Source organism: Pseudoalteromonas sp. SG45-5, from assembly GCF_014164085.1.
GTDB lineage: Bacteria > Pseudomonadota > Gammaproteobacteria > Enterobacterales > Alteromonadaceae > Pseudoalteromonas > Pseudoalteromonas aliena.
Map to the genome: position 1 here is coordinate 42,145 of NZ_JACJEM010000008.1, position 21,449 is coordinate 63,593.

Below are 21,449 nucleotides of genomic sequence, written 5' to 3' on the forward strand. Positions count from 1 at the left end.
AAATTTTAATGAGTAATCAAATATGAATAATAATCAGGGCGCCTTACCTTCGGGGCTAGTCGCGCGTTTTTTAAATTTTGTTGAAAGAATAGGGAATAAGCTTCCAGACCCGGCAATTATATTTTTATTTGCTATGTTATTGATCTGGTTTTTATCGTGGTGGTTTTCAGGCGTAAGTTTTGACGCAATTGATCCCCGTACAGGCGAAGCCATTATAATTAATAACATGCTAGCAAGTGACTCATTAGCGACCTTTTTATCATCAATGGTAAAAACCTTTACAGGGTTTGCTCCTTTAGGCGTAGTGTTAGTGGCTATGCTTGGTGTGGGCGTTGCCGAACATTCTGGCTTTATTAATACCGGCTTAAAACTGATGTTAAAAGTAACACCTAAAAAGTTATTAACGCCTTCGATCATTTTAGTGGCCATCGTTAGTCACACGGCAACCGATGCAGGTTATGTATTGGTTATCCCATTAGCGGGCGTGATTTTCTATGCCGCAGGGCGTCATCCACTTGCAGGTATTGCAGCGGCATTTGCGGGTGTAAGTGGTGGTTTTGGTGCTAACTTTATTCCATCGGGAATTGATCCATTACTGCAAAGCTTTACGCAAAGTGCAGCGCAAATTATTAACCCTGCTATGTCTATTAATCCGCTTAATAACTGGGCATTTGCCTCAGCGTCAAGTTTATTTATCGTATTAGTAGGCTGGTATATCACCGATAAAATTATCGAACCACGCCTACAAAAAACAAAAGTTGATGGCACAGAAGAAGACTTACCTGTATTTGAAGATGCACGCAGTGATGAAAAGCGCGCCTTTTTTATTGCAAGTAGCGTGATGATCGCAGGCCTTGCATTATTAGCGTTTGTTTCAGCCCCCGCAGATTCTGCAATGCGTAGCAGTGATGGATCGCTTACCAATTTTAGCTCCCCTTTAATGCAATCAATTGTTCCGTTAATCTTTTTACTCTTTTGGATCCCAGGTGCTGTATATGGCTTTACAGTCGGCACATTTAAAAGTACCAAAGATATGATCGATGCTATGAGCAAAGCGATGAGCGGCATGGCGTATTATATTGTAATGGCGTTCTTTTGTTCGTTATTTATTGCCGCTTTTAGTAAATCAAACTTAGGTGCATTACTGGCAATCGAAGGCGCACAGCTTTTAAAAGCAATGGAGCTACCGAGCGCAGTCACTGTAGTAGGTATCATCTTTTTAACAGGCTTTGTTAACTTGTTTGTCGGCTCAAGCTCTGCTAAATGGGCATTACTTGGTCCCGTATTTGTACCAATGCTGATGCAATTGGGGATCTCGCCAGATTTAACCCAGGCGGCTTACAGAGTCGGAGACTCAAGCTCTAATATCATTACACCACTTATGCCTTACTTTCCGCTTGTTGTTGTGTATTGCCAAAAGTATGTCAAAGGCACTGGCATAGGCACGCTCATTGCGCTGATGCTACCGTATTCAATCGCCTTTATGATTGGCTGGAGTATTTTCTTACTAGGCTACTGGGCACTCGGTATCCCGCTAGGTCTTGATGCCAGCTATGTGTATCCGGCAGTAGCGCCTTAATAAAGTATAAATATTAAGAGCTTATATTAGCCCTGCCACGAAAATGACAGGGCTTTTTTATAAGCTTTAACTTTGTAAACCAATGATGGCTACCTTTCTAGCCCTCTGACAATATAACCAAAATAGCTAGCTTCACCGATTACATAAACATAGTGCCCTTTACTATTGGTAATGGATGATTTCTCTTCATACCACCGGAGCTCGTGTATTTGCTTTGTTTTAGGATCTAAAAAAGATAAACGTGTACAACTATTTTCATAATCACTGCCGCACTCTTCAACGTCTGTCAGGATATATTCTTTATACCAATAATCACTTTCAGTGAAATAAGCAAACAGCTTTATTGGAAGGGCTAAATAGATATAAAATATTGCATATATTAAAAATGGAGCTGCCAAATAGCCTAAAATAAATGAAGCTAGGTTCTTTATTCCTGAAATATTATGCTTAAATGATTCTCTATATTTACTGCATTGCTTATATTTTTTGAATACAAGCATATTCAAATAGATAAATAATGCACCTGAAATAATAGGGATAATCCAAAAAATAGTAATGTCATATTTTTTATTTGCAATAAATGGAGGGTCTGTAAAGTCTATTACAATTGGAATAGCCATGAATAAAATAAGAGGGCTTAGTAGCGCTATGATTGTTAGGTATTCATATAATTTTTTCATATCAGTGATCCTTACTGTCAAAAATATTATTTTTTTACAAAGCCTGGCGCATTATTTAGTAAATGTTGATGACTAGCTTGGTAGTCTGCATAAAAAATGACTGCTTCATCCTCAGCTAGTGAATTAACAACAGTTGAGTACCAATCTATGTATCGAAGTTGCTCTTTTGTAAGAGAATATTTTTCAAGTTTGATGTAGTTAATAAAGTCATTGCATAAATCTTCAGTTGTATTCTTCTCAGACCATGTCAGTTTGCTGCTAGAGTTGATGCTACCATAAGTAATTAGATCGTTAGTTGGCCACTGCCCATCTTTAGTGTGACCAATTATATAGCGCCAATCACAACCGCTGGGCGATAATCCAGCATATAGGTATATGTGAAAAAAACCTTTATTATGAAGTAGGGCTACCATTCGGGTTATTTGGCTTGTTAGAAGTTTCATTTATTTACATCTCTCCCTGAAAGTAATACAGCTGCTTATTCCTATTACTGCAGCCATTTTAATAGCGAGCTTCTAAGTTTTTCCTCTAACTAACCTGAACTCTGGTTAAGAGATTTATTATTCAGAGTTGAGGTTAACTAGTTTTCTCATGTTACAGACACAAAAAAACCTTGTCACTTTTGTGGCAAGGTTTTTTTATTAAAGAGTCGTTGCTTATTTAGCTGTGAAGCTTACTGGGCGACGTTCTTTACGAGGACCGGTACGCTTATCACCGCGTGCGCTGTCATCTTTGTTAAAGCTGCGTTTCTTATCACCAGCTGGACGCTCAGAGCGTTCGCCGCGTGGTTCAGCAGGGCCTTGATCTTGTGTGATTGTTAAGCCCATAGGGCGTTTGCAAATAAACACTTTTTGGAAATGATCAAGTACATCTTTAGGCATGTTTTGCGGTAATTGAACCGTACTGTGATTATCGTGCAGACGAATATCACCAATAAACTTGCTTGAGATGTCAGCTTCGTTAGCGATAGCGCCAACAATGTTTTTAACCTGAACACCATGTTCACGACCTACTTCGATACGGTACGTATCCATAGGGCCTGCATCACGGCTGTTACGTTCGCGAGGTTTACGCTCAGCGCGTTCACCACCACGTTCGCCGCCACGCTCGTTACGACGTCCACCGCGATCGTTACGTGGATTGCGGTCGTTACGCTCGTTACGTTCACGAGGTTGAATCTTAACTTCTTCAACTTTAATTGGCGACTGTTGCTGTGCTAAACACAGTAACGCACCCGCTAAGCTTTCAAGAGGAAGGTCAAGTTTTTCAGCCATGTTAGTAGCTACTTCATTGAAGAACGTGATGTCTTTGTTTTCAAGTGCAATAGTTAATTTTGCTTGTAACGCTTCGATACGTTTTTCTTCAACAATTTTTGCAGTTGGTAATTCAACTTGTGCAATTTCAGACTTCGTATGACGAATGATATTTTTAAGTAAATAACGTTCGTTATGTTTTACGAATAAAATTGCTTTACCAGTACGACCAGCACGACCTGTACGGCCGATACGGTGAACGTAGGCTTCAGAATCTTGTGGAATATCGTAGTTGATAACTAAGCTTAAACGGTCAACATCTAGACCACGTGCCGCTACATCTGTTGCAATAACAATGTTTAGCATGCCACTTTTTAAACGATCTACAGTGCGTTCACGTGCTTGCTGGTTCATGTCACCGTTAAGTGGAGCAGCAGAGAAACCTTCGCGCTCTAATAATTCAGCAAGTTGTACAGTATCGTTACGTGTACGAACGAAAACAATAGCGCCTTCATATTGCTCAGCTTCTAAAAAGCGAACAATGGCTTTATTCTTGTGTACGCTTGCATTCCAAAACACTTGCTCAACAGATGATACTGTCGAGTTACGCGCAGAAATATGAACCTGTTCAGGGTTGTTCATATATTTGCTGCTGATGTTTTGAATTTGCTTAGGCATAGTCGCAGAGAAAAGACATGTTTGCTTTTCGCGCGGTGTTTTTTCCATGATGTTTTCTACATCATCGATAAAGCCCATACGTAACATTTCATCGGCTTCATCAAGTACAAGTGCTTGTAGAGCATCAAACTTGATTGTGCCACGGTTAATGTGATCGATTAATCGACCAGGTGTAGCAACGATGATTTGAGCGCCACGACGAAGTGCGCTTAACTGAATGCTGTAACTTTGGCCACCGTATAGTGCTAATACTTCAACACCACGAGTACCTTTTGCATATTGTTCAAATGCCTCAGCAACTTGGATCGCAAGCTCACGTGTTGGTGTGAGTACAAGGATCTGTGGCTGTTTCACAGACGGGTCAATATTGTTTAGTAACGGCAGTGCAAATGCTGCGGTTTTACCTGTACCCGTTTGTGCTAGTCCCAGTACGTCCTTTCTTTCTAGCAATAACGGTATACATTGAGCTTGGATTTCAGATGGTGTCTTGTAACCCAACTCTTCAACTGCCTTCAAAATTGCAGGAGAAAGATTTAGAGATTCAAACGTGACTGGTTCTGACATTAATACGCCTCAACGAATTTAAAGAGGCGCGCATTATATAGGATTAGCGAGGCAAATGCTTGTATAAATTGAAACTAATTTATATGTATTTGAAAGTGGTCGAAATTTAACCAGTTCAATATAGGCTTTATGAAACTGGTTAACATATTTAATACAAAGCTTATTTGTACAAGCCTAGGTTTTCTTTTGCGTAAGCTTCAAATTCGGTAAACCCGCCAACGTGATTTTGATCCACAAAAATTTGTGGAACGGTAGGGCAAGGTTTACCCGCTGACTTTTCAAGATCGGCTTTACTAATGCCTTCTTTAATTATATCGATGTAACGAAATTTAAAATCATCACGTTCATTCGCTAGTTGTTCTGCTACGTCTTTCGCACGTACACAAAATGGACAACCTTCGCGGCCAAAAATTACTGTAAGCATAACGCTCTCCTTTAGTTGATTTTTTTAAGTTTAAATGATTAAAAAATATTTTAAAGCGTAAAAAACCGATTGTGTTGTTCTATTTTTATGATGCTGTGCATTCTAAAATTTAAGCCACAATGGACCACATATCTACCAAGCTCTTGCTGCAATCCCTAACTGACTTGAGTAGCCCATTGAACGCGCAGTGATCTGCAATTTTTCATTTATGACGTAATAAGTTGGAAATGCACTTACTTTATAGTTCGCTTGAGTATGTTTGTCTCCTAATACAATTGGCATAGTGAGGTTTAATTCATCAACAAAGTGAGCGACTTCTTGCTCATTCTTATAATCAAATGCAATACCAATTGCATTAATATTAGAACTCTCTAGTACAGCTTCTAGATTCGGCATGCTGTAACGACAAATTGTGCACCATGGCGCAAAAAAATAGACAACAGTGGTTTTGCCTTCAAGTTGTGCAATGCTTATTCTTTCCGTCGGTTGGTTTAAAAGTGGTAAATTAAAATAGGGTGCTGGTGTATTATTCGTTTGAAGCAAATTGCGTTCTTTAAAAGTACTTACTAAATAAAAGACTAATATTGCCAAGCTTATATTTATAAACGCACTACGTAGTATTTTCATGTGTTCCTCCCCAATAAAATAAGATTGATTACATTTTAATGCTTGAATTAATAAGTTTAACCCTAAGCTCTACTTAGCAAGCAATAACAATATTTAACTTTTACAAAGGAGAATATGATTATGAGTAACGACCTACAACCAGCGATGAAAATACCTGCACTTGTTGTTAAAGACAGTGATAATAAGCAGGCTGATATTACAGTTAGACAAACAGATTTACCATGGAAAATGATTGTTATTTATCGTGGTAAGCACTGTCCATTGTGTACTAAACAACTTAATGCATTAGCGAAAATGAAAGGCCAATTTATTGATGCCGGTGTTGAGCTTGCGGCGGTTAGTGGCGACAGCCACGAACAACTGACGGAACACCTAAAAGATTTAGAAGTGAATTTTCCATTGTACAGTAGTCTTTCGCTCGTGCAGATGACAGATCTTGGCTTGTATATTAGTGAGCCGCGTAATGAAAATGAAACCGATCATCCATTTGCAGAGCCGGCAATTTTTATTGTTAACGAGCAGGATCAAATTCAGATAGTTGATAAGTCAAATGCGCCATTCTCAAGACCCGATTTAAACGATTTACTCTCGGGAATTAAGTTTATTCGCGAAAACGATTACCCCATTCGTGGCACGTTGACTGAATAGCTCTTAGAGCGCGTTGACCTTTCGTGATTGATTTTGCAGCAGGCTGTTTGGTATTTAGGCAAGGCAGAGCCTATGTAGTGTGCTTACTCCCCATAAATAGGCGATAACGCAGCATAAATGCCAAACATGCGCTGCCCTTTGAGCTCGATCTAGGGGCAATTTACTCTTTGTTGCTCGATTTTTACTTAGCCCACTAGGTTACAAACCTCGCGCCGCGATTAAATCGTCCCTAGATTGAACAAATTTCAATCCACAAAGGTCAACACGCCCTAGGACACGTATTTATTATACGTGTCTTTTATTTCTTAAATTATTTAATTTTTTTACTTGAAAACATTTTTACCGTCCATATATAGTTTAGTAGGGCGCCTGATGGGTCCTAAATTAAACTTAAACAATTGAAATTTATATTATTAAATAATATTTGCTAGCGCTTGTTCTACGGAAAAGCACTTGCAAAATATCGCTTAAATATGAGGATATTATTATGCGTACAGTAGACTTATCACCACTTTATCGTTCATTCATCGGCTTCGAACATTTAGCATCACTTATGGACGCGGCGGCAAGTACAGACAAGCAGCCAAGTTTCCCTCCTTATAACATTGAAGCTCTCGATAAAGACAGATACAGAATTACTATGGCCGTTGCTGGTTTTAGTGATAACGAATTGACCATTGAGTCAGAAAACAACACATTGAAAGTGGCTGGTATTAAAGCTAATAAAGATGACAAAGAGCGTAAATTTATTCATCAAGGTATCGCAGAGCGCAACTTTGAACGTAAGTTTCAGCTTGGGGACCATGTAAAAGTGCTTGGTGCCGACTTAGCTAACGGTTTGCTTACTATAGAGCTTCAGCGTGAAATACCAGAAGCACTTAAACCTCGTAAAATAGAGATAGGGCAAGGTCATTTAATCGAAGATAAATAAACCCTGTTTAACCTTAGTTTCCCTTGATTATTTAGCCGTCTCACTTGAGACGGCTTTTTTATGCAATTGAATTTAAATCTACAACGCCCTCTTAATCTTGGTTAAGTAAACTCTGTTGTGTTTTTTTCAGCAGAGCGATTTTATCAATCGCTTCTTGAAGCTGCTCTTGCTTCATCCCTTGTTTACGCCCTTTAGCAATTAAGCTTTCTAACGTTGTAACTTTGGTATTAACAGCACTGATAAAGCTACTTTCTAGTGCGTGCTGCTTCTCTTGTTGAAATTGTTGGTAGGCTTTATGATCGTCTAAATCTCCCTTGTATTGAACACTGCTTAGTTTACTTTTATTTAGTGGGGGTAAGTAATTCGGTTCAGTAATTACCTGTTGAATATGCCCATCCAAGGTGCTTTTTTTAATATTTGAAGGATGTACATCTTCAATTTTTTTTACGGTGTGTACAGCTTGCTTTATTATAGGTCGCTCACCTGTTGGTTGTTTAGTCGCTAGTACCATTTTTTTCTGCTCGGTGGAGCCAGAGAAATAGTATATGAAGGTAATGGCTAAAGATATTGTGATGAGTGCCGTGAGCTTTATTTTCATAACTTAATCTCATTTTGTGTGTGCCACGCAGCCCACTTTTGCTGGTATTGCTGATGAGCATTTTGTAACGCCACAGATTTAATCGCTTGATAGCGAACTGTTTGGCCCGTTGCTGCAAAATATCTATATTCATAGTCATTAGTTAACACCACAACCCATAATCCCGCTGGCGAACGAATGACTTCAGAAAGCTCATTTTCATTTTGAGTAAATGCAAGTTGTACTACCCACTCTTTTTTATGCTCTCGATTGATATTATTATCAAATTTACTATAAATATCATTCATATTAGCCGCTCTTAAAGCCGCTTTGAAAGTACTCTTTGCCACTTCATTCTTAAATTTAACCGCGTCAGTTCTATTTTTAAATTCAGCACCTTGGGCTGTTATTTGATATAAATATTTGAAGCGACTTTTATTTGCTTGGTAATACTGATTTATTTGTTGTTCAGAAACTTGTTTTTCTAATTGTTCGAGTATCGGGCTTTGTCCATGCATCATGTCTTTTACGCCAAGCCAGCTTTGAATCGAAGGACGCAATATGTCACCTTGAGCAATGCTTATTAAATTATCAATGTTGATATCTTTTGCTTTAAATGCGTTGGTCGCTTTTTCTAAATTTATAAAATATTGATGCTTTTTAGCTATTTCTGCTTGAAATAACTGGTTATCGCCTTGATGCAACCTAAACCGTATTTGCATAGAAAGTGGTTTAATGAAGTCATAAACAGACATTGCAGGAAACGCAAAATGTTCAAGTTTTACTAAATTTAATGTGTTTTTTTGCGTTTCAGAATATTGTCCATTCGCAGGATATTCACCTAATGTGTTCGTAAGCCAGCTGGCCGTAAAATGTTTAACATTATTAGAAGCTTCGATGGTCGGTGGTAAATGTAGTTGCTTTATAAAAAGGTTATTTAGGTAGCGCTCTACATGGTAACCGGTGGTAAAACCTACATCAGACAAACGGGCTACCTTGTTGGGCATTAGGCGCTGTGCTTCACTTAGCAAAAATTGGTTCTCGTATAAACGATAACGTGTTTGCGAAAGACTAATGTCACTATTTTGCTGTTGATATATTTGATGCATCATCTGTATTTCAGCGGGTGTGTACTTTTCAACACTCGTAAATGCTTGGCTGCTGTAAAGCAGCCCAAACATTACTACACATAGGTAGGCGAAATACCTCATTAGCGGGCAACCATGGCATGATTTAATAAATGTACAACCATTGCAATAGCATGAGGGATAACTTGTTTAGCGGTATCGACACGATCGTAATGATCTTTCGAATTAAGCACAATACCTCCTTGAGCGTACGAAAAAGAACCGCCTTGGGTTAGCAATGGACGTACATCCGTTGAGGCTTCATCTAACGGTGAAAAGGTATTTATTGCTTGACGTATTAAGCTAGGATCATTGAGTTGTTCTTGATCATAATAATCCTTTACCCAGCCTTCCCAGCTAGAGTGATTTAAATCTGAAGTTGTCCATGTGTGATGCGGCTGAAGTAAATCAGTTGTATGAAATACAAACCCCAGTACTTGTGGATTACCACTGTCTAAATAGCTTTGAAACCAGTATTGGCCTAAGTTATCGATTGGTTGAAAAGGAATTTTTTCAAAATCATCATACATATTATAGTTCGATTGACTATCAATTCGGTAATGAGCTTCGGTAATGTCATAACTATTATATTTTGAAGAGTCAGCATTAAACCAGCCTGTTTCTCTTCCCTTTCCATCATCTAAATAGTCCCCTTTTAACCAAGCCGCAGCTAAGCTATCAATGGTGCCCCATACAGTGAGTTTGTCGTAGTTATAGCCGCCAAAATCATTACCATGCTGATCAGCGCCTTGCGTATGGTTTTGAAAGTGCCAATAGCTAGTATATTTTACAATGCTTTCAGCCGCGCCCCAAAGAGGAGCTTGGACACAAGAGCCCGTAATGGCACCACATAAAAAAGTATCTTCAAAATCATCAACATCATAGGCTGCTTGCCCTAGTAGCTCAGCCAGCTGTGAAACTGACATTTTATTTTGTAAAGCATATTGCGACAGCGCCGCATATTGCGTTGATTGTGGGTTTTGCTCCATATAACTTACAGCGTCAATAACAATCCGCTTATGGGTTTCTTGGCTAAATGCATGTGCTTGGTTGATACTTGTAAGTAATATAATTGCCGATGTTAATATTTTTTTCATTTTTATCTCATTGCTGTATTTAAAGGATTAACGCTATTAAAAGATAGCGCTATTACAGTACAATGACAGAAAAATTAAACATTTAATTAACAAATTTACCTGTTTCATAGGTCACAGACTTTCTAAATCAACTAAATACGCAGCAGCTTGTTTTAATAGCGCTGCTTTTTGCTCTTCGGTTTGTCGGTCCCAGTTTTTATAAACCATGCCTATACGCGGGTTTTTCTCTAATTTACTGCGGTGGGTGTGCATAAAGTTCCAGTATAGGCTATTAAGGGGGCATGCTTTTTCTCCCACTTTTTGTTTAACATCGTATTGGCAACTCTTGCAGTAATCGCTCATTTTATTAATGTAGTTTCCACTTGCTGCGTAGGGTTTTGTCGCAATGATACCATCATCGGCAAATTGGCTCATGCCACGTGTATTAGGCATTTCTACCCATTCAATAGCATCTATATAAACACCTAAATACCAGTTATCTACGTCATCAGGATTAATTCCCGTAAGCATACAAAAGTTTCCAATAACCATTAAGCGCTGAATATGATGGGCATAAGCCGTTGTTAAACTTTGCGAAAGAGAGTGGCTCAAACAGTTCATTTTTGTAGAGCCATGCCAAAAGTATTCAGGTAATTTATTTTTCGCCTGTAATTGGTTTTTACGTGCGTAGTCGGGCATATTGATCCAATAAACACCCCGGACATACTCTCGCCACCCTAAAATTTGTCTAACGAAGCCTTCTACTTGTGAGATTGATATTTCATTAGGTCTTTGCCTATATTCGTTTATGACTCGATTAATGACATAAAGTGGATGAAGCAATTTTGCGTTTATGGCAAACGATAATCGGCTATGATAAAGGCTAGTGTTGTGCTCACTTTGATTTGTCATTGCATCTTGGAACTGACCAAAATTAATAAGTAAATTTTCACAAAAGTACTCAAGGCAGCTAATAGCTTGTTTTCTAGTGGTTGGCCATTGTAAACGTTGATTTTTTATTTCACCAAGGTAGCTCACTTGATGTTTATCTAAGCGATCAATAATTGTACTTACATCATTATTAAAAACCTTGGGTAAAGGTATATCCACTAAGTCGTTTTTAGAAAACTTATTACGATTATTACTATCAAAATTCCATTTACCGCCTTCAGGTTTTCCTTGCTCCATAAGTACATCAAATTGCTTACGCATAGCGCGATAAAAATGCTCCATCGTTACATGTTTGTTTTTTGAAAAACGCTCTTTTATTTGCGAAAAGGGAAGTAAAAAATGCTCGCTATCGACTGCGGTTACATTATATGTGCTTGCTTGTTTAAATAATAAAAGTTGCTCTTTGAGTCTGAACTCATCAGGATATTGATATTGTATGGCTGAGCAGTGATATTTTTTCGCTATGCGATTAAGTAAATCGGGTAAATTTTTATCATTTTGGGTTTCATCTAAGGTCAAGTGTAATACATTAAACTCTGCGCAACTTAGCGCATGGGCAAAGTTTTCCATAGCACTAAAAAATGCACATATCTTTTGAATATGATGCTTAACATAATCAGTTTCTTGCTTAAGCTCTGCGACAAGATAAAGAGTGTCATTGTCCTTATGTTTAAACCAGGAGTGAGACGGGTTAAGTTGATCACCTAAAATAAGTCTTAATGTTTTATAATGAGTCATAGTTAAGCCAAATTAATAGTATACGGGTATGTTTAATTAGCAGATCGCTTTGTTGAATTTTAAGTTATTACCTTAAAGTTAATTTTTAGCAATGCATATTTCAGGTGAGAAGTGATGAATAAATTAAAAACGGTTTTAATGCTATTTGTTTGCGGGAGTCCAATTACCGGATCAGCCGAAACCACCGCTATTTATAAATGTGAGACGAGCGGCGCAGTGGAGTTTAGTCAACAACCATGCGCTGACAATCCACAAATTTTGCATTTAAATGTAATGACGCCACGCGATGATAAACGACATAGCGGCGAGCAAAATAGTATTAATCCAAAACCGAGTGCTGATTCAAATACAATCGATTCGCACATAAAAATGACGGCTCTGAAAAAGCAACTTGGTGAGCATCAAAATAAAATCGAATCGTATAAGTCACAAATGCAAAAACAACTTAGCATGTTTAATAACAGTTTTGATTTGCAAGCTAATAACTTAGCAGGTCTAGGGCGTGTTGACCTTTCGTGATTGATTTTGCAGCAGACTGTTTGGTATTTAGGCAAGGCTGCGCCTATGTGGTGTGGTATTCCCCATAAATAGGCGATAACGCAGCATAAATGCCAAACATGCGCTGCCCTTTAGGTTCTTTCTAGGGGCGATTAACTCTTTGTTGCTCGGTTTTTACTTAGCCCGCTAGGTCACAAACCTCGCGCCGCGATTAAATCGCCCCTAGATTGAACAAATTTCAATCCACAAAGGTTAACACGCCCCAAGCAAAGTGTAGCAATTGCTGAGCAAATAATTGCGACCATATCAAAGTTTGATGTGCTTATTAAAAATCAACAAATGAGTATAGACAGAGTAACTCAGCAGATCAAAAATCTTGAAAAGACAAAAAAAAGTGATAACGCAAATCAGACTGGAAATGAAAATATTGATGGTTTCATTCGTAAAGAGCAATTACATCGGGAAATAAAAGCCGCAAGTAGTAAAGTAATCACATTAAGTAATGAACTCAAAGAAGAAACATTAAAATTAGAGCAACGGATGGACTACCAAGGCAGTAGTGAAGCCGATACCACCTTTCATCTTGCCTTATCTAAGCGAATAGATGCTTTAAGTACACATTACGGATTACTGATAGAAATAGAAAATAAAAAGCTAAATCGCTTAAACGATCAGGCTATTTATTTACCATGACACAAGGGGTTGTTGATCTTTCAGAGTTAAAATTTTTGCTACCTGAGGCAATTAACTATTTGCTTCCTCATGACTTGCTTTTTTGAGCATCCGTTGTTCTAGTGAAATTACGTTTGTGGTATGAAACAGACTGTTATTCGAAAAATTTTCAAAAAACATTAAAACTTTACGCCAAGCTACTTTTTTCTCTGAACTAAAACGTTGCCCTAGGTGCTCTTCTAGTGTGGCATAAAACGTGTCACACAATACTTTAATGTCGGATTGTTGAATATTATCATTATTCAAAAACTGTAATTGATATGATAAAAAAGGAGCAACAGATAAAGGGTTATCCAAATGCTTAATAATACGTTCTAACATACAGTAAAGGGTATAACTTCTTTCATTAAATTGCGCAGCAGTGGGGTAACTCATTGTAATACAAGATTGAGTTAATTTGGTGTGAAAACGCTTAGTGAAAGCATGAAAATTTGGTTTTATAATGCTAAGGCTTTTTAATAATTCTGGTTGATGTGTTTTCATTAAATGCCTCGCTGCATCAGGTCATCATTGGTTTTTAGAGTCTATATTTTGGTTTTTAGTATAGCCAGTAGATAAAAAAGCGCACGGTTTTTTAATGACAAAACACAAAGCTGCGACCAATATTTTGATTTGTATGTTATTTTTATAATTAATAATGAGAGTGATTATCTATAAAGAACTATCTCATAGATTATACAGTAGTGCTTTACTGATCTTTGAGAGCTGGAATTTAGGTAATCTAGAGATGGTTTAGCCGTGATGTAAAACTTGCAACTTAGTTAACCTGAACTCTGGATAATAAATTTATCTCGAGCAGCTATTTTCAGCGCTAACTGCGTTGAATTTACTTGCAATGGGCCCGCTATTGACGCGTAAATTAGCCTTGTTTTCACTGAAAATCTCTGGCTAGAGAAAATAAATTTAAATATCACCATGATTCAATACGTTAATAAATCTCTTAACCAGCGTTCAGGTTAGTTTGGTAATGACTCAAGTTTTTGTGAAAAGTAGTCACCTACCATAGCGCTGCCTTGCCTAAAAGCCAAACACACTGCTGCAAATTCAACCTCGAAAGATAAACGAAATTATGCGTGTTAATTAAATACACATTAAATTGACAACTATGTTGAATTAGATAATTTGTAAAGTTATTAGTGATTATAGTTGCTAATTACCCCACGCATCCTTATAATAGCCGCCATTGTTTAGCTTGTTCTAAAAAGCTAACAGCGATATTAAATTAAGATTTTAATATCTATTGGCGCGGGATGGAGCAGTCTGGTAGCTCGTCGGGCTCATAACCCGAAGGTCGTCGGTTCAAATCCGGCTTCCGCAACCAATTCTAATAATAAGCGAAAGCTTATTAATTTATGTCGCGCATTCTAAGTAATGCGCGTTTTGCGTTTAAGCTAGTGTAGTTTAATTTGGTCAGGTAACTGACTCGCAACCAAGCTCGGCCCTAGGCCACACAGTTTTATGCTTTTTGGTGTGACGCCCCGCTTGGTTCGGGGCGTTGTTGTATCTGCACCTTTCGGTTTGATGTTTATTTTCATCAAATTAAAATTTAAACTCAGTATTTTAGGGCTATAAGCCCTTTTTTTGTTTGTATGGAGGATTTTCGTGACAAAACTTGAACAAGATTTAGTAACCATGTTATCGCCTGCGGTAGAAATGTTAGGCTTTGGATTATATGGTCTTGAATTTGTACAAGCGGGTCGCCATTCTACCTTGAGAGTATACATTGCTCATGAGGATGGGATCTCAGTTGATAACTGTGCGGATGCGAGTCGCCAAATTAGTGCGATTTTAGACGTCGAAGACCCGATTACAAATGAATATGATTTGGAAGTATCGTCTCCTGGTGTTGATCGTCTATTATTCAAACAAGATCATTACGAGCAGGCGCAAGGAGAGGAAGTACGTGTACGTACTAAGCTTCCACAAGATGGTCGTCGTAATTTTAAAGGCGACTTAGTAGCAGTTAGCAGCGATATGATTACACTATCTAGTGATGGTGCAGAGCATCTAATCATGCTTAGTAACATCGAACGTGCGAATTTAATCGCAAAGTTTTAAATTCGAGTGCGAAGGAATAGGGCAAGCGAGGCATTACCCATGGCAAAAGAGATATTATTGGTTGCTGAAGCCGTTTCCAATGAGAAAGCGGTTCCAAAAGAAAAGATTTTTGAAGCTCTAGAGTTCGCATTAGCGACAGCGACAAAGAAAAAACACGATGGCGAAATTGAAGTGCGTGTAGCAATTGACCGTAAAACGGGTGATTACGATACGTTCCGTCGTTGGCAAATTGCAGCAGTGCAAGAAGATGGTTCATTAGAGAACCCTTACAGCGAAATCACACTAGAAGCAGCGCAGGTTGATGAACCTGATTTGCAGCTTGGCGATTACGTTGAAGAGCAAATTGATTCAATTAAATTTGACCGTATTACAACGCAAATGGCAAAACAAGTGATCGTACAAAAAGTACGTGAAGCTGAGCGTGCTTTAGTTGTTGATGCATACAAAGACCAAGTAGGTGAGTTAGTCACGGGTGTTGTTAAAAAAGCAACGCGTGATTCTATCGTACTTGACTTGGGCAATAATGCTGAAGCGGTTATTTTTCGTGATGATATGCTTCCTCGTGAAAACTTTCGTCCGGGTGACCGAATCCGTGGTCTTTTATACGAAGTTAAGCCAGAAGCACGCGGAGCACAATTATTTGTAACGCGTTCTAAGCCAGAAATGCTAATGGAATTATTCCGCATTGAGGTGCCAGAAATTGGCGAAGAAATGATTGAATTACGTGCCGCAGCACGTGATCCAGGTTCACGCGCTAAAATAGCTGTAAAATCTAATGACAAACGCATTGACCCAATTGGCGCATGTGTTGGTATGCGTGGCGCACGTGTTCAGGCGGTATCGTCAGAACTTGGTGGCGAGCGTGTTGATATTGTTCTTTATGACGACAACCCAGCACAGTTTGTAATTAATGCAATGTCACCTGCAGAAGTTGCTTCAATCGTAATGGATGAAGACACTCACTCAATGGATATTGCAGTTGATGCAGATAACCTAGCGCAAGCGATTGGTCGTAATGGTCAAAATGTTCGTTTAGCAAGCCAACTAACAGGTTGGGAACTAAACGTTATGACTGTTGAAGACATGCGTACTAAAAATGAAGCTGAATCAGATAAGTTGCTTAACTTATTCACTGAAAATTTAGAAATTGATGATGAGTTTGCATCATTACTTATAAATGAAGGTTTCTCGACACTTGAAGAAGTAGCGTACGTACCAGCATCTGAATTTTTAGAAATTGATGGCTTAGACGAAGAAACAGTTGATCTGCTGCGCTCACGTGCAAAAGATGCATTAACAACTAAAGCACTTAAAACGGAAGAAAGCTTAGAAGGCGCAGAGCCGGCTGAAGACTTACTTGCGCTTGAAGGCTTAGAGCGTCATCTGGCTTTTGTTATGGCAAGTAAGGGTGTTGTTACACTTGAAGACTTGGCAGAGCAAGGTATTGATGAACTCGTCGATATTACAGAACTTTCATCTGAAAAAGCGGGTGAACTAATTATGGCTGCACGAAACATTTGTTGGTTTGCAGACGAGTAATTTATTAACGGAGGTATTACACACTATGGCAGAAGTAAATGTTGAAAAACTAGCCGGCGATATAGGTACAACTGTTGATAAATTGCTACAGCAGTTTTCACAAGCAGGTATCACTAAGCAAGCAACTGATAATGTAACAGAAGCTGAAAAAGCAACGTTACTTGATCATTTAAGCAAGCATCATGGCGGTACAGGTTCAGATGGTCCAGCGCGTATGACTTTACAACGCAAGAGCAAGAGTACATTAAGTGTGACTGGCTCTACGGGTAAAGCTAAAGCTGTTCAAGTTGAAGTTCGCAAAACACGTACTTACGTGAAGAAAAGCGCAATGGAACAAGAACAAGAGCAAGCACGCTTAGCCGCTGAAGAAAAAATACGTCTTGAAGAGCAGCAAAAAGCTGAGCAAGAAGCCGCAGAATTAAAAGCGAAACAAGAGGCAGAACGCAAAGCAAAAGAAGACGCTGACCGTAAAGCCAAAGAAGAAGCTAAACGCAAAGCTGATGCAGAGCGTAAAGCGAAACAAAAGCAGATGACCCCAGAGCAAAGTGCTAAGTCTGAGAAAGATCGCATAGAAGCTGAGCGTCTGCAAAAAGAAGCAGAAGAGGCCGCATTGAAGAAAGCTGAAGAAGAAGCGAAACGTCAAGCAGAAGAAGCAAGAAAGCTAGCTGAAGAAAACTCGGCACGCTGGAAGAAAGAAGAAGAAGAACGTAAGAAACGCGAAGAAACAGCGGATCACCATCTTACAACTTCTACTTATGCACGTGAAGCAGAAGATGTTGCCGATGCTCGTGATGAGCAAGGTACACGCCGTGCTAAGAAAAAGAAAAAAGCGCCAGCAAAAGATAAATTTGCAGCGTCAAGAGGCCGTAACAAGTCTAAGTTAAAAGCACCAGCATCGCTGCAACATGGTTTCCAAAAACCAACTGTTGATGTTAAAAATGAAGTGCGTATTAGCGAAACAATTACAGTAGCTGAGCTTGCATCACGCATGGCCGTTAAAGGCGCTGAAGTTGTTAAAACAATGATGAAAATGGGTGACATGGTTACCATTAACCAAGTGATTGACCAAGAAGCTGCACAACTAGTTGCAGAAGAAATGGGCCACAAGGTTATCATTGTTAAAGAAAACGAATTAGAGCAAACAGTACTTAATGACCGCCATGAAGATGGTAAGTCAGAGCCACGTGCGCCAGTAGTAACTGTTATGGGTCACGTTGACCATGGTAAAACATCGACTCTTGATTACATTCGCTCTGCAAAGGTTGCTTCAGGCGAAGCCGGTGGTATTACACAGCATATTGGTGCATACCATGTTGATGTAAACGGCAATATGATCACGTTCTTAGATACACCAGGACATGCTGCATTTACATCAATGCGTGCTCGTGGCGCTAAAGCGACAGATATCGTAATCCTAGTGGTTGCAGCAGATGATGGCGTTATGCCACAGACTAAAGAAGCGGTACAGCACGCACGTGCAGCTGGCGTTCCTTTAATCATTGCTGTAAACAAAATGGATAAAGAAGGCGCAGATCCAGACCGCGTTAAAAACGAACTAGCTGTACTAGACGTTATCCCAGAAGAATGGGGCGGCGATACACAGTATGTTCATATCTCAGCTAAAACTGGTTTAGGTATTGATGACCTTCTTGAAGCTGTGCTTATGCAATCTGAGCTTTTAGAATTAACTGCACCTACTGAAGGTATGGCTGCAGGTGTTGTTATTGAATCTCGTCTTGATAAAGGTCGTGGTCCAGTAGCATCAGTACTTGTTCAATCTGGTACACTTAATCAAGGTGACATTGTATTATGTGGTCTTGAGTATGGCCGTGTTCGTGCAATGCGCGATGAAAACGGTAAAGACATTAAATCAGCTGGTCCATCTATTCCAGTTGAGATTTTAGGTCTTTCTGGTATTCCAGCTGCGGGCGACGAAGCGACTGTTGTTAAAGACGAGCGTAAAGCGCGTGAAGTTGCTTTATACCGTCAAGGTAAGTTCCGCGATGTTAAACTAGCACGTCAGCAAAAAGCGAAGCTTGAAAACATGTTTACTAACATGACTGAAGGTGATGTGTCTGAAGTTAACGTGGTACTTAAAGCAGACGTTCAAGGTTCTATCGAGGCAATCTCTGATTCACTAACTAAGCTTTCTACTGATGAAGTAAAAGTGAAGATTGTAGGTTCAGGTGTTGGTGGTATTACTGAGACTGATGCAACGCTTGCTGCAGCGTCTAACGCAATTGTAGTTGGCTTTAACGTTCGTGCTGATGCTTCTGCTCGTAAAGTGATTGATACTGAAAACTTAGATCTTCGTTATTACAGCGTAATTTATGCCTTAATCGAAGAAGTTAAGCAAGCCATGTCAGGTATGCTAGCACCAGAGTTTAAACAAGAAATCATTGGTCTTGCTCAAGTTCGTGACGTATTCAAGTCTCCAAAAATTGGCGCAATCGCTGGTTGTATGGTTACTGAAGGTGTTATTAAACGTAGCGCGCCTATCCGTGTACTACGTGAAAACGTGGTTATCTATGAAGGTGAGCTTGAGTCACTTCGTCGCTTTAAAGACGATGTAGCTGAAGTTCGTAACGGCATGGAATGTGGTATCGGTGTTAAGAACTACAATGACGTACGTGTTGGTGACCAAATCGAAGTATTTGAAACAGTTGAAGTACAACGTACTCTTTAATTGTTAGCTCGCTAAACTAATAAATGGGGGCTTAGCCCCCATTTGTGTATCCATTATTTAATTAGCTTATTATTAAATTTCAATAAGTTATGATTTTAGGACAAATGCAATGAGAGAATTTTCTCGCACTGATCGTGTTGCACAGCAAATCCAAAAAGAAATTGCTGTAATTTTACAACGCGAAATTAAAGATCCACGCCTAGGTATGGTGACAGTGTCAGCGGTAGAAGTATCGCGCGATTTATCTTATGCCAAAATTTTTATTACTGTGTTTAATACACAAGATGAAGATGCTGCAAAGCAAAGCGCAAAAGTACTTAATGAAGCAACAGGTTATATTCGCTCGTTACTGGGTAAGCGTATTCGTGCACGTATAATGCCTGAGTTAAAATTTTTAGTTGATAACTCACTTATGGAAGGCATGCGTATCTCTAACTTGGTGGACTCTATTATCCGCGAAGATAACGCAAAGCATGTTGATGAAGACGTAGAAAGTGTTGATGCTGCTGATGCGTCAGATAGCGAAGAGAATATTGAACACGAAGACGAAACAGATAGCGAAAAAGGCACTGATACAGATGGCAAAGCGCAGTAAAGGCCGTGCAGTAGACGGTATTTTGTTGTTAAACAAACCGCAAGGCATTTCATCAAATAAAGCACTGCAACAGGCAAAGGGTGCTTATTTTGCACAAAAAGCGGGCCATACAGGTGCACTTGATCCGCTTGCAACAGGCATGCTGCCGATTTGTTTTGGTGAGGCGACTAAATTTACGCAGTTCTTACTTGATACTGACAAAACCTATGTTGTTCGCGCTAAGTTAGGTGAACGTACAACAACATCAGACTCTGATGGTGAAATTGTCAGTACCAAAGACGTTAATGTAACGCGTGAACAGCTAACAAAAGAAATTGCTGCGTTTGTTGGCGAGTCTGATCAGTATCCATCTATGTATTCGGCACTTAAATATCAAGGCAGACCGTTATATAAGTATGCACGTGAAGGTATTGAAGTACCTCGTAAATGCAGAAAGATAAATGTGTTTAGTTTATCATTTGACGAGTTTGATGAAGAAAACAACGTATTACAAATGACGGCCCATGTATCAAAAGGGACTTATATCCGTACTATTGTAGATGACTTAGGTGAAAACCTAGGGTGTGGCGCACATGTCATAATGCTTCACAGAACTGCGGTTGGTCAGTACCCAGCAGATAAAATGGTTTCGCTCGATGACGTTGAAGCGTTATTAGCAAAAGCAAAAAGTGAAGAAATTGCACCTTCTACTTATATCGATCCATTGCTGCTACCAATTGATACTGCTTTAGTTGATTTACCTGTGGTTGAAATAACGAAAGAGCAGGGCTCGGTGTTTAGTCACGGGCAAGCAGTCGAATTACCAATAACGTTACCTGATGGTTCAATTAAGGTATTGGCTGATGGTGTTTTCATCGGTACAGGCGAAGCGAATGCTAACGGTCACTTAAAAGTGAAGCGTGGACTTGCCAGTCAGCAAGATGATTACGTAAAACCTGAATAGCTAATGTTGTTATTTAAAGCTGGCTATTAGCCATACGGTGGGATAATTAACTTGTAGTTATCTCCATACTTGGTAGAATACGCCCGCTTAATCGTTTTGGCTGAATTAGTGATCGGCTAAGACACCTTTTAAATTTAATTTTTGGAGTTATTATGTCACTAAGTAATCAAGAAAAAATCGATATCATTGCTAAATTTGCACGTGCTGAAGGCGACACTGGTTCACCTGAAGTACAAGTAGCTTTACTTACTTTTGATATCAACAAGCTTCAAGGTCACTTTGCTGACCACAAGCATGACTTCCACTCACGTCGTGGTCTGCTTCGTAAAGTAAGTACTCGCCGTAAACTGCTTGATTACCTTAAAGGTAAAAATATCACGCGTTATACTGCATTAATCCAAGAGCTTGGCCTACGTCGCTAAGAACTTGATTACAGAAAAAGGAGCTTTTTAGCTCCTTTTTTTGTGCCTAAAATTCTTCTAAAGACCTACAATATAATTTATACCAATTGGTATAAACTTCTTGAATTTCAAAATAAAAACCCC

General features: G+C 39.1%; 21 protein-coding genes and 1 tRNA gene. 12 read left to right on the forward strand and 10 right to left on the reverse strand.

Features of this window, described 5'->3' with window-relative positions; translation table 11 throughout:
• Positions 1-22 precede the first annotated feature (22 nt).
• Positions 23-1,579 carry an AbgT family transporter gene (locus H5119_RS03735; RefSeq protein ID WP_182701268.1) on the forward strand — a complete coding sequence of 519 codons (1,557 nt, stop codon included), beginning with the start codon at positions 23-25 and terminating at the stop codon, positions 1,577-1,579.
• Positions 1,580-1,668: 89 nt separating this feature from the next.
• On the opposite strand, the gene H5119_RS03740 is transcribed toward H5119_RS03735, so the two are convergent.
• The 5 genes from H5119_RS03740 to H5119_RS03760 all read right to left on the reverse strand — a co-directional run bounded on the left by H5119_RS03740 (position 1,669) and on the right by H5119_RS03760 (position 5,805).
• On the reverse strand, positions 1,669-2,259 hold the full coding sequence (locus tag H5119_RS03740) for a hypothetical protein (RefSeq protein WP_182701269.1): 591 nt from the start codon (positions 2,257-2,259) through the stop codon (positions 1,669-1,671).
• A gap of 26 nt (positions 2,260-2,285) precedes the next feature.
• Positions 2,286-2,702 carry a hypothetical protein gene (locus tag H5119_RS03745; protein WP_182701270.1) on the reverse strand — a complete coding sequence of 139 codons (417 nt, stop codon included), beginning with the start codon at positions 2,700-2,702 and terminating at the stop codon, positions 2,286-2,288.
• Positions 2,703-2,915: 213 nt separating this feature from the next.
• Positions 2,916-4,754: a DEAD/DEAH box helicase gene (locus tag H5119_RS03750; RefSeq protein ID WP_182701271.1), complete on the reverse strand. Its 1,839-nt coding sequence runs from the start codon at positions 4,752-4,754 to the stop codon at positions 2,916-2,918.
• 160 nt (positions 4,755-4,914) lie between these two features.
• Positions 4,915-5,178 carry a GrxA family glutaredoxin gene (locus H5119_RS03755; protein WP_182701272.1) on the reverse strand — a complete coding sequence of 88 codons (264 nt, stop codon included), beginning with the start codon at positions 5,176-5,178 and terminating at the stop codon, positions 4,915-4,917.
• Positions 5,179-5,310: 132 nt separating this feature from the next.
• Positions 5,311-5,805, reverse strand: coding sequence for a TlpA disulfide reductase family protein (locus H5119_RS03760; protein ID WP_182701273.1), 495 nt, complete (start codon positions 5,803-5,805; stop codon positions 5,311-5,313).
• 120 nt (positions 5,806-5,925) lie between these two features.
• Here H5119_RS03760 and H5119_RS03765 point away from each other — a divergent pair, with 120 nt between their 5' ends.
• Entirely contained in the window at positions 5,926-6,453 is a 528-nt protein-coding gene (locus H5119_RS03765) for a redoxin domain-containing protein (protein ID WP_182701274.1), read from the forward strand.
• Between the two features lie 487 nt (positions 6,454-6,940).
• Positions 6,941-7,384, forward strand: coding sequence for an Hsp20 family protein (locus H5119_RS03770; RefSeq protein ID WP_182701275.1), 444 nt, complete (start codon positions 6,941-6,943; stop codon positions 7,382-7,384).
• Between the two features lie 91 nt (positions 7,385-7,475).
• On the opposite strand, the gene H5119_RS03775 is transcribed toward H5119_RS03770, so the two are convergent.
• The 4 genes from H5119_RS03775 to H5119_RS03790 all read right to left on the reverse strand — a co-directional run bounded on the left by H5119_RS03775 (position 7,476) and on the right by H5119_RS03790 (position 11,853).
• Complete coding sequence (locus H5119_RS03775) at positions 7,476-7,982, reverse strand: hypothetical protein (protein WP_259398989.1); 507 nt, start codon at positions 7,980-7,982, stop codon at positions 7,476-7,478.
• Positions 7,979-9,142, reverse strand: coding sequence for a peptidyl-prolyl cis-trans isomerase (locus tag H5119_RS03780; protein WP_182701276.1), 1,164 nt, complete (start codon positions 9,140-9,142; stop codon positions 7,979-7,981). Before H5119_RS03780 ends, H5119_RS03775 begins: the two co-directional genes overlap by 4 nt.
• A gap of 29 nt (positions 9,143-9,171) precedes the next feature.
• Positions 9,172-10,185 carry a phospholipase gene (locus H5119_RS03785; protein WP_182701277.1) on the reverse strand — a complete coding sequence of 338 codons (1,014 nt, stop codon included), beginning with the start codon at positions 10,183-10,185 and terminating at the stop codon, positions 9,172-9,174.
• A gap of 111 nt (positions 10,186-10,296) precedes the next feature.
• A complete protein-coding gene (locus H5119_RS03790) occupies positions 10,297-11,853 on the reverse strand; it encodes a cryptochrome/photolyase family protein (RefSeq protein ID WP_182701278.1) in 1,557 nt (518 codons plus the stop codon).
• Positions 11,854-11,967: 114 nt separating this feature from the next.
• On the opposite strand from H5119_RS03790, the gene H5119_RS03795 reads away from it, so the two are divergent.
• Positions 11,968-12,372 carry a hypothetical protein gene (locus H5119_RS03795; protein WP_182701305.1) on the forward strand — a complete coding sequence of 135 codons (405 nt, stop codon included), beginning with the start codon at positions 11,968-11,970 and terminating at the stop codon, positions 12,370-12,372.
• A 297-nt stretch (positions 12,373-12,669) separates the two neighbouring features.
• Positions 12,670-13,044 (forward strand): hypothetical protein, encoded by a 375-nt coding sequence (locus H5119_RS03800; protein WP_182701279.1) that lies wholly within the window; start codon positions 12,670-12,672, stop codon positions 13,042-13,044.
• A gap of 51 nt (positions 13,045-13,095) precedes the next feature.
• On the opposite strand, the gene H5119_RS03805 is transcribed toward H5119_RS03800, so the two are convergent.
• The gene (locus H5119_RS03805) at positions 13,096-13,566 is read right to left on the reverse strand and encodes a globin (RefSeq protein ID WP_182701280.1); all 471 of its coding nucleotides are present in this window, start codon (positions 13,564-13,566) and stop codon (positions 13,096-13,098) included.
• A 761-nt stretch (positions 13,567-14,327) separates the two neighbouring features.
• Between H5119_RS03805 and H5119_RS03810 the strand changes: the two genes are divergently transcribed.
• The 7 genes from H5119_RS03810 to rpsO all read left to right on the forward strand — a co-directional run bounded on the left by H5119_RS03810 (position 14,328) and on the right by rpsO (position 21,326).
• Positions 14,328-14,404 (forward strand) — tRNA-Met (locus tag H5119_RS03810).
• A gap of 281 nt (positions 14,405-14,685) precedes the next feature.
• On the forward strand, positions 14,686-15,141 hold the full coding sequence (gene rimP, locus H5119_RS03815; RefSeq protein ID WP_077538482.1) for a ribosome maturation factor RimP: 456 nt from the start codon (positions 14,686-14,688) through the stop codon (positions 15,139-15,141).
• A gap of 39 nt (positions 15,142-15,180) precedes the next feature.
• Positions 15,181-16,680 (forward strand): transcription termination factor NusA, encoded by a 1,500-nt coding sequence (gene nusA / locus H5119_RS03820; RefSeq protein ID WP_077538480.1) that lies wholly within the window; start codon positions 15,181-15,183, stop codon positions 16,678-16,680.
• 25 nt (positions 16,681-16,705) lie between these two features.
• A complete protein-coding gene (gene infB, locus H5119_RS03825) occupies positions 16,706-19,366 on the forward strand; it encodes a translation initiation factor IF-2 (RefSeq protein WP_182701281.1) in 2,661 nt (886 codons plus the stop codon).
• Positions 19,367-19,475: 109 nt separating this feature from the next.
• Entirely contained in the window at positions 19,476-19,961 is a 486-nt protein-coding gene (gene rbfA / locus H5119_RS03830; RefSeq protein WP_182701282.1) for a 30S ribosome-binding factor RbfA, read from the forward strand.
• Positions 19,945-20,904 carry a tRNA pseudouridine(55) synthase TruB gene (gene truB, locus H5119_RS03835; protein WP_077538474.1) on the forward strand — a complete coding sequence of 320 codons (960 nt, stop codon included), beginning with the start codon at positions 19,945-19,947 and terminating at the stop codon, positions 20,902-20,904. Before rbfA ends, truB begins: the two co-directional genes overlap by 17 nt.
• Positions 20,905-21,056: 152 nt before the next feature.
• Positions 21,057-21,326: a 30S ribosomal protein S15 gene (gene rpsO, locus H5119_RS03840; RefSeq protein WP_024610129.1), complete on the forward strand. Its 270-nt coding sequence runs from the start codon at positions 21,057-21,059 to the stop codon at positions 21,324-21,326.
• Positions 21,327-21,449: the final 123 nt, after the last annotated feature.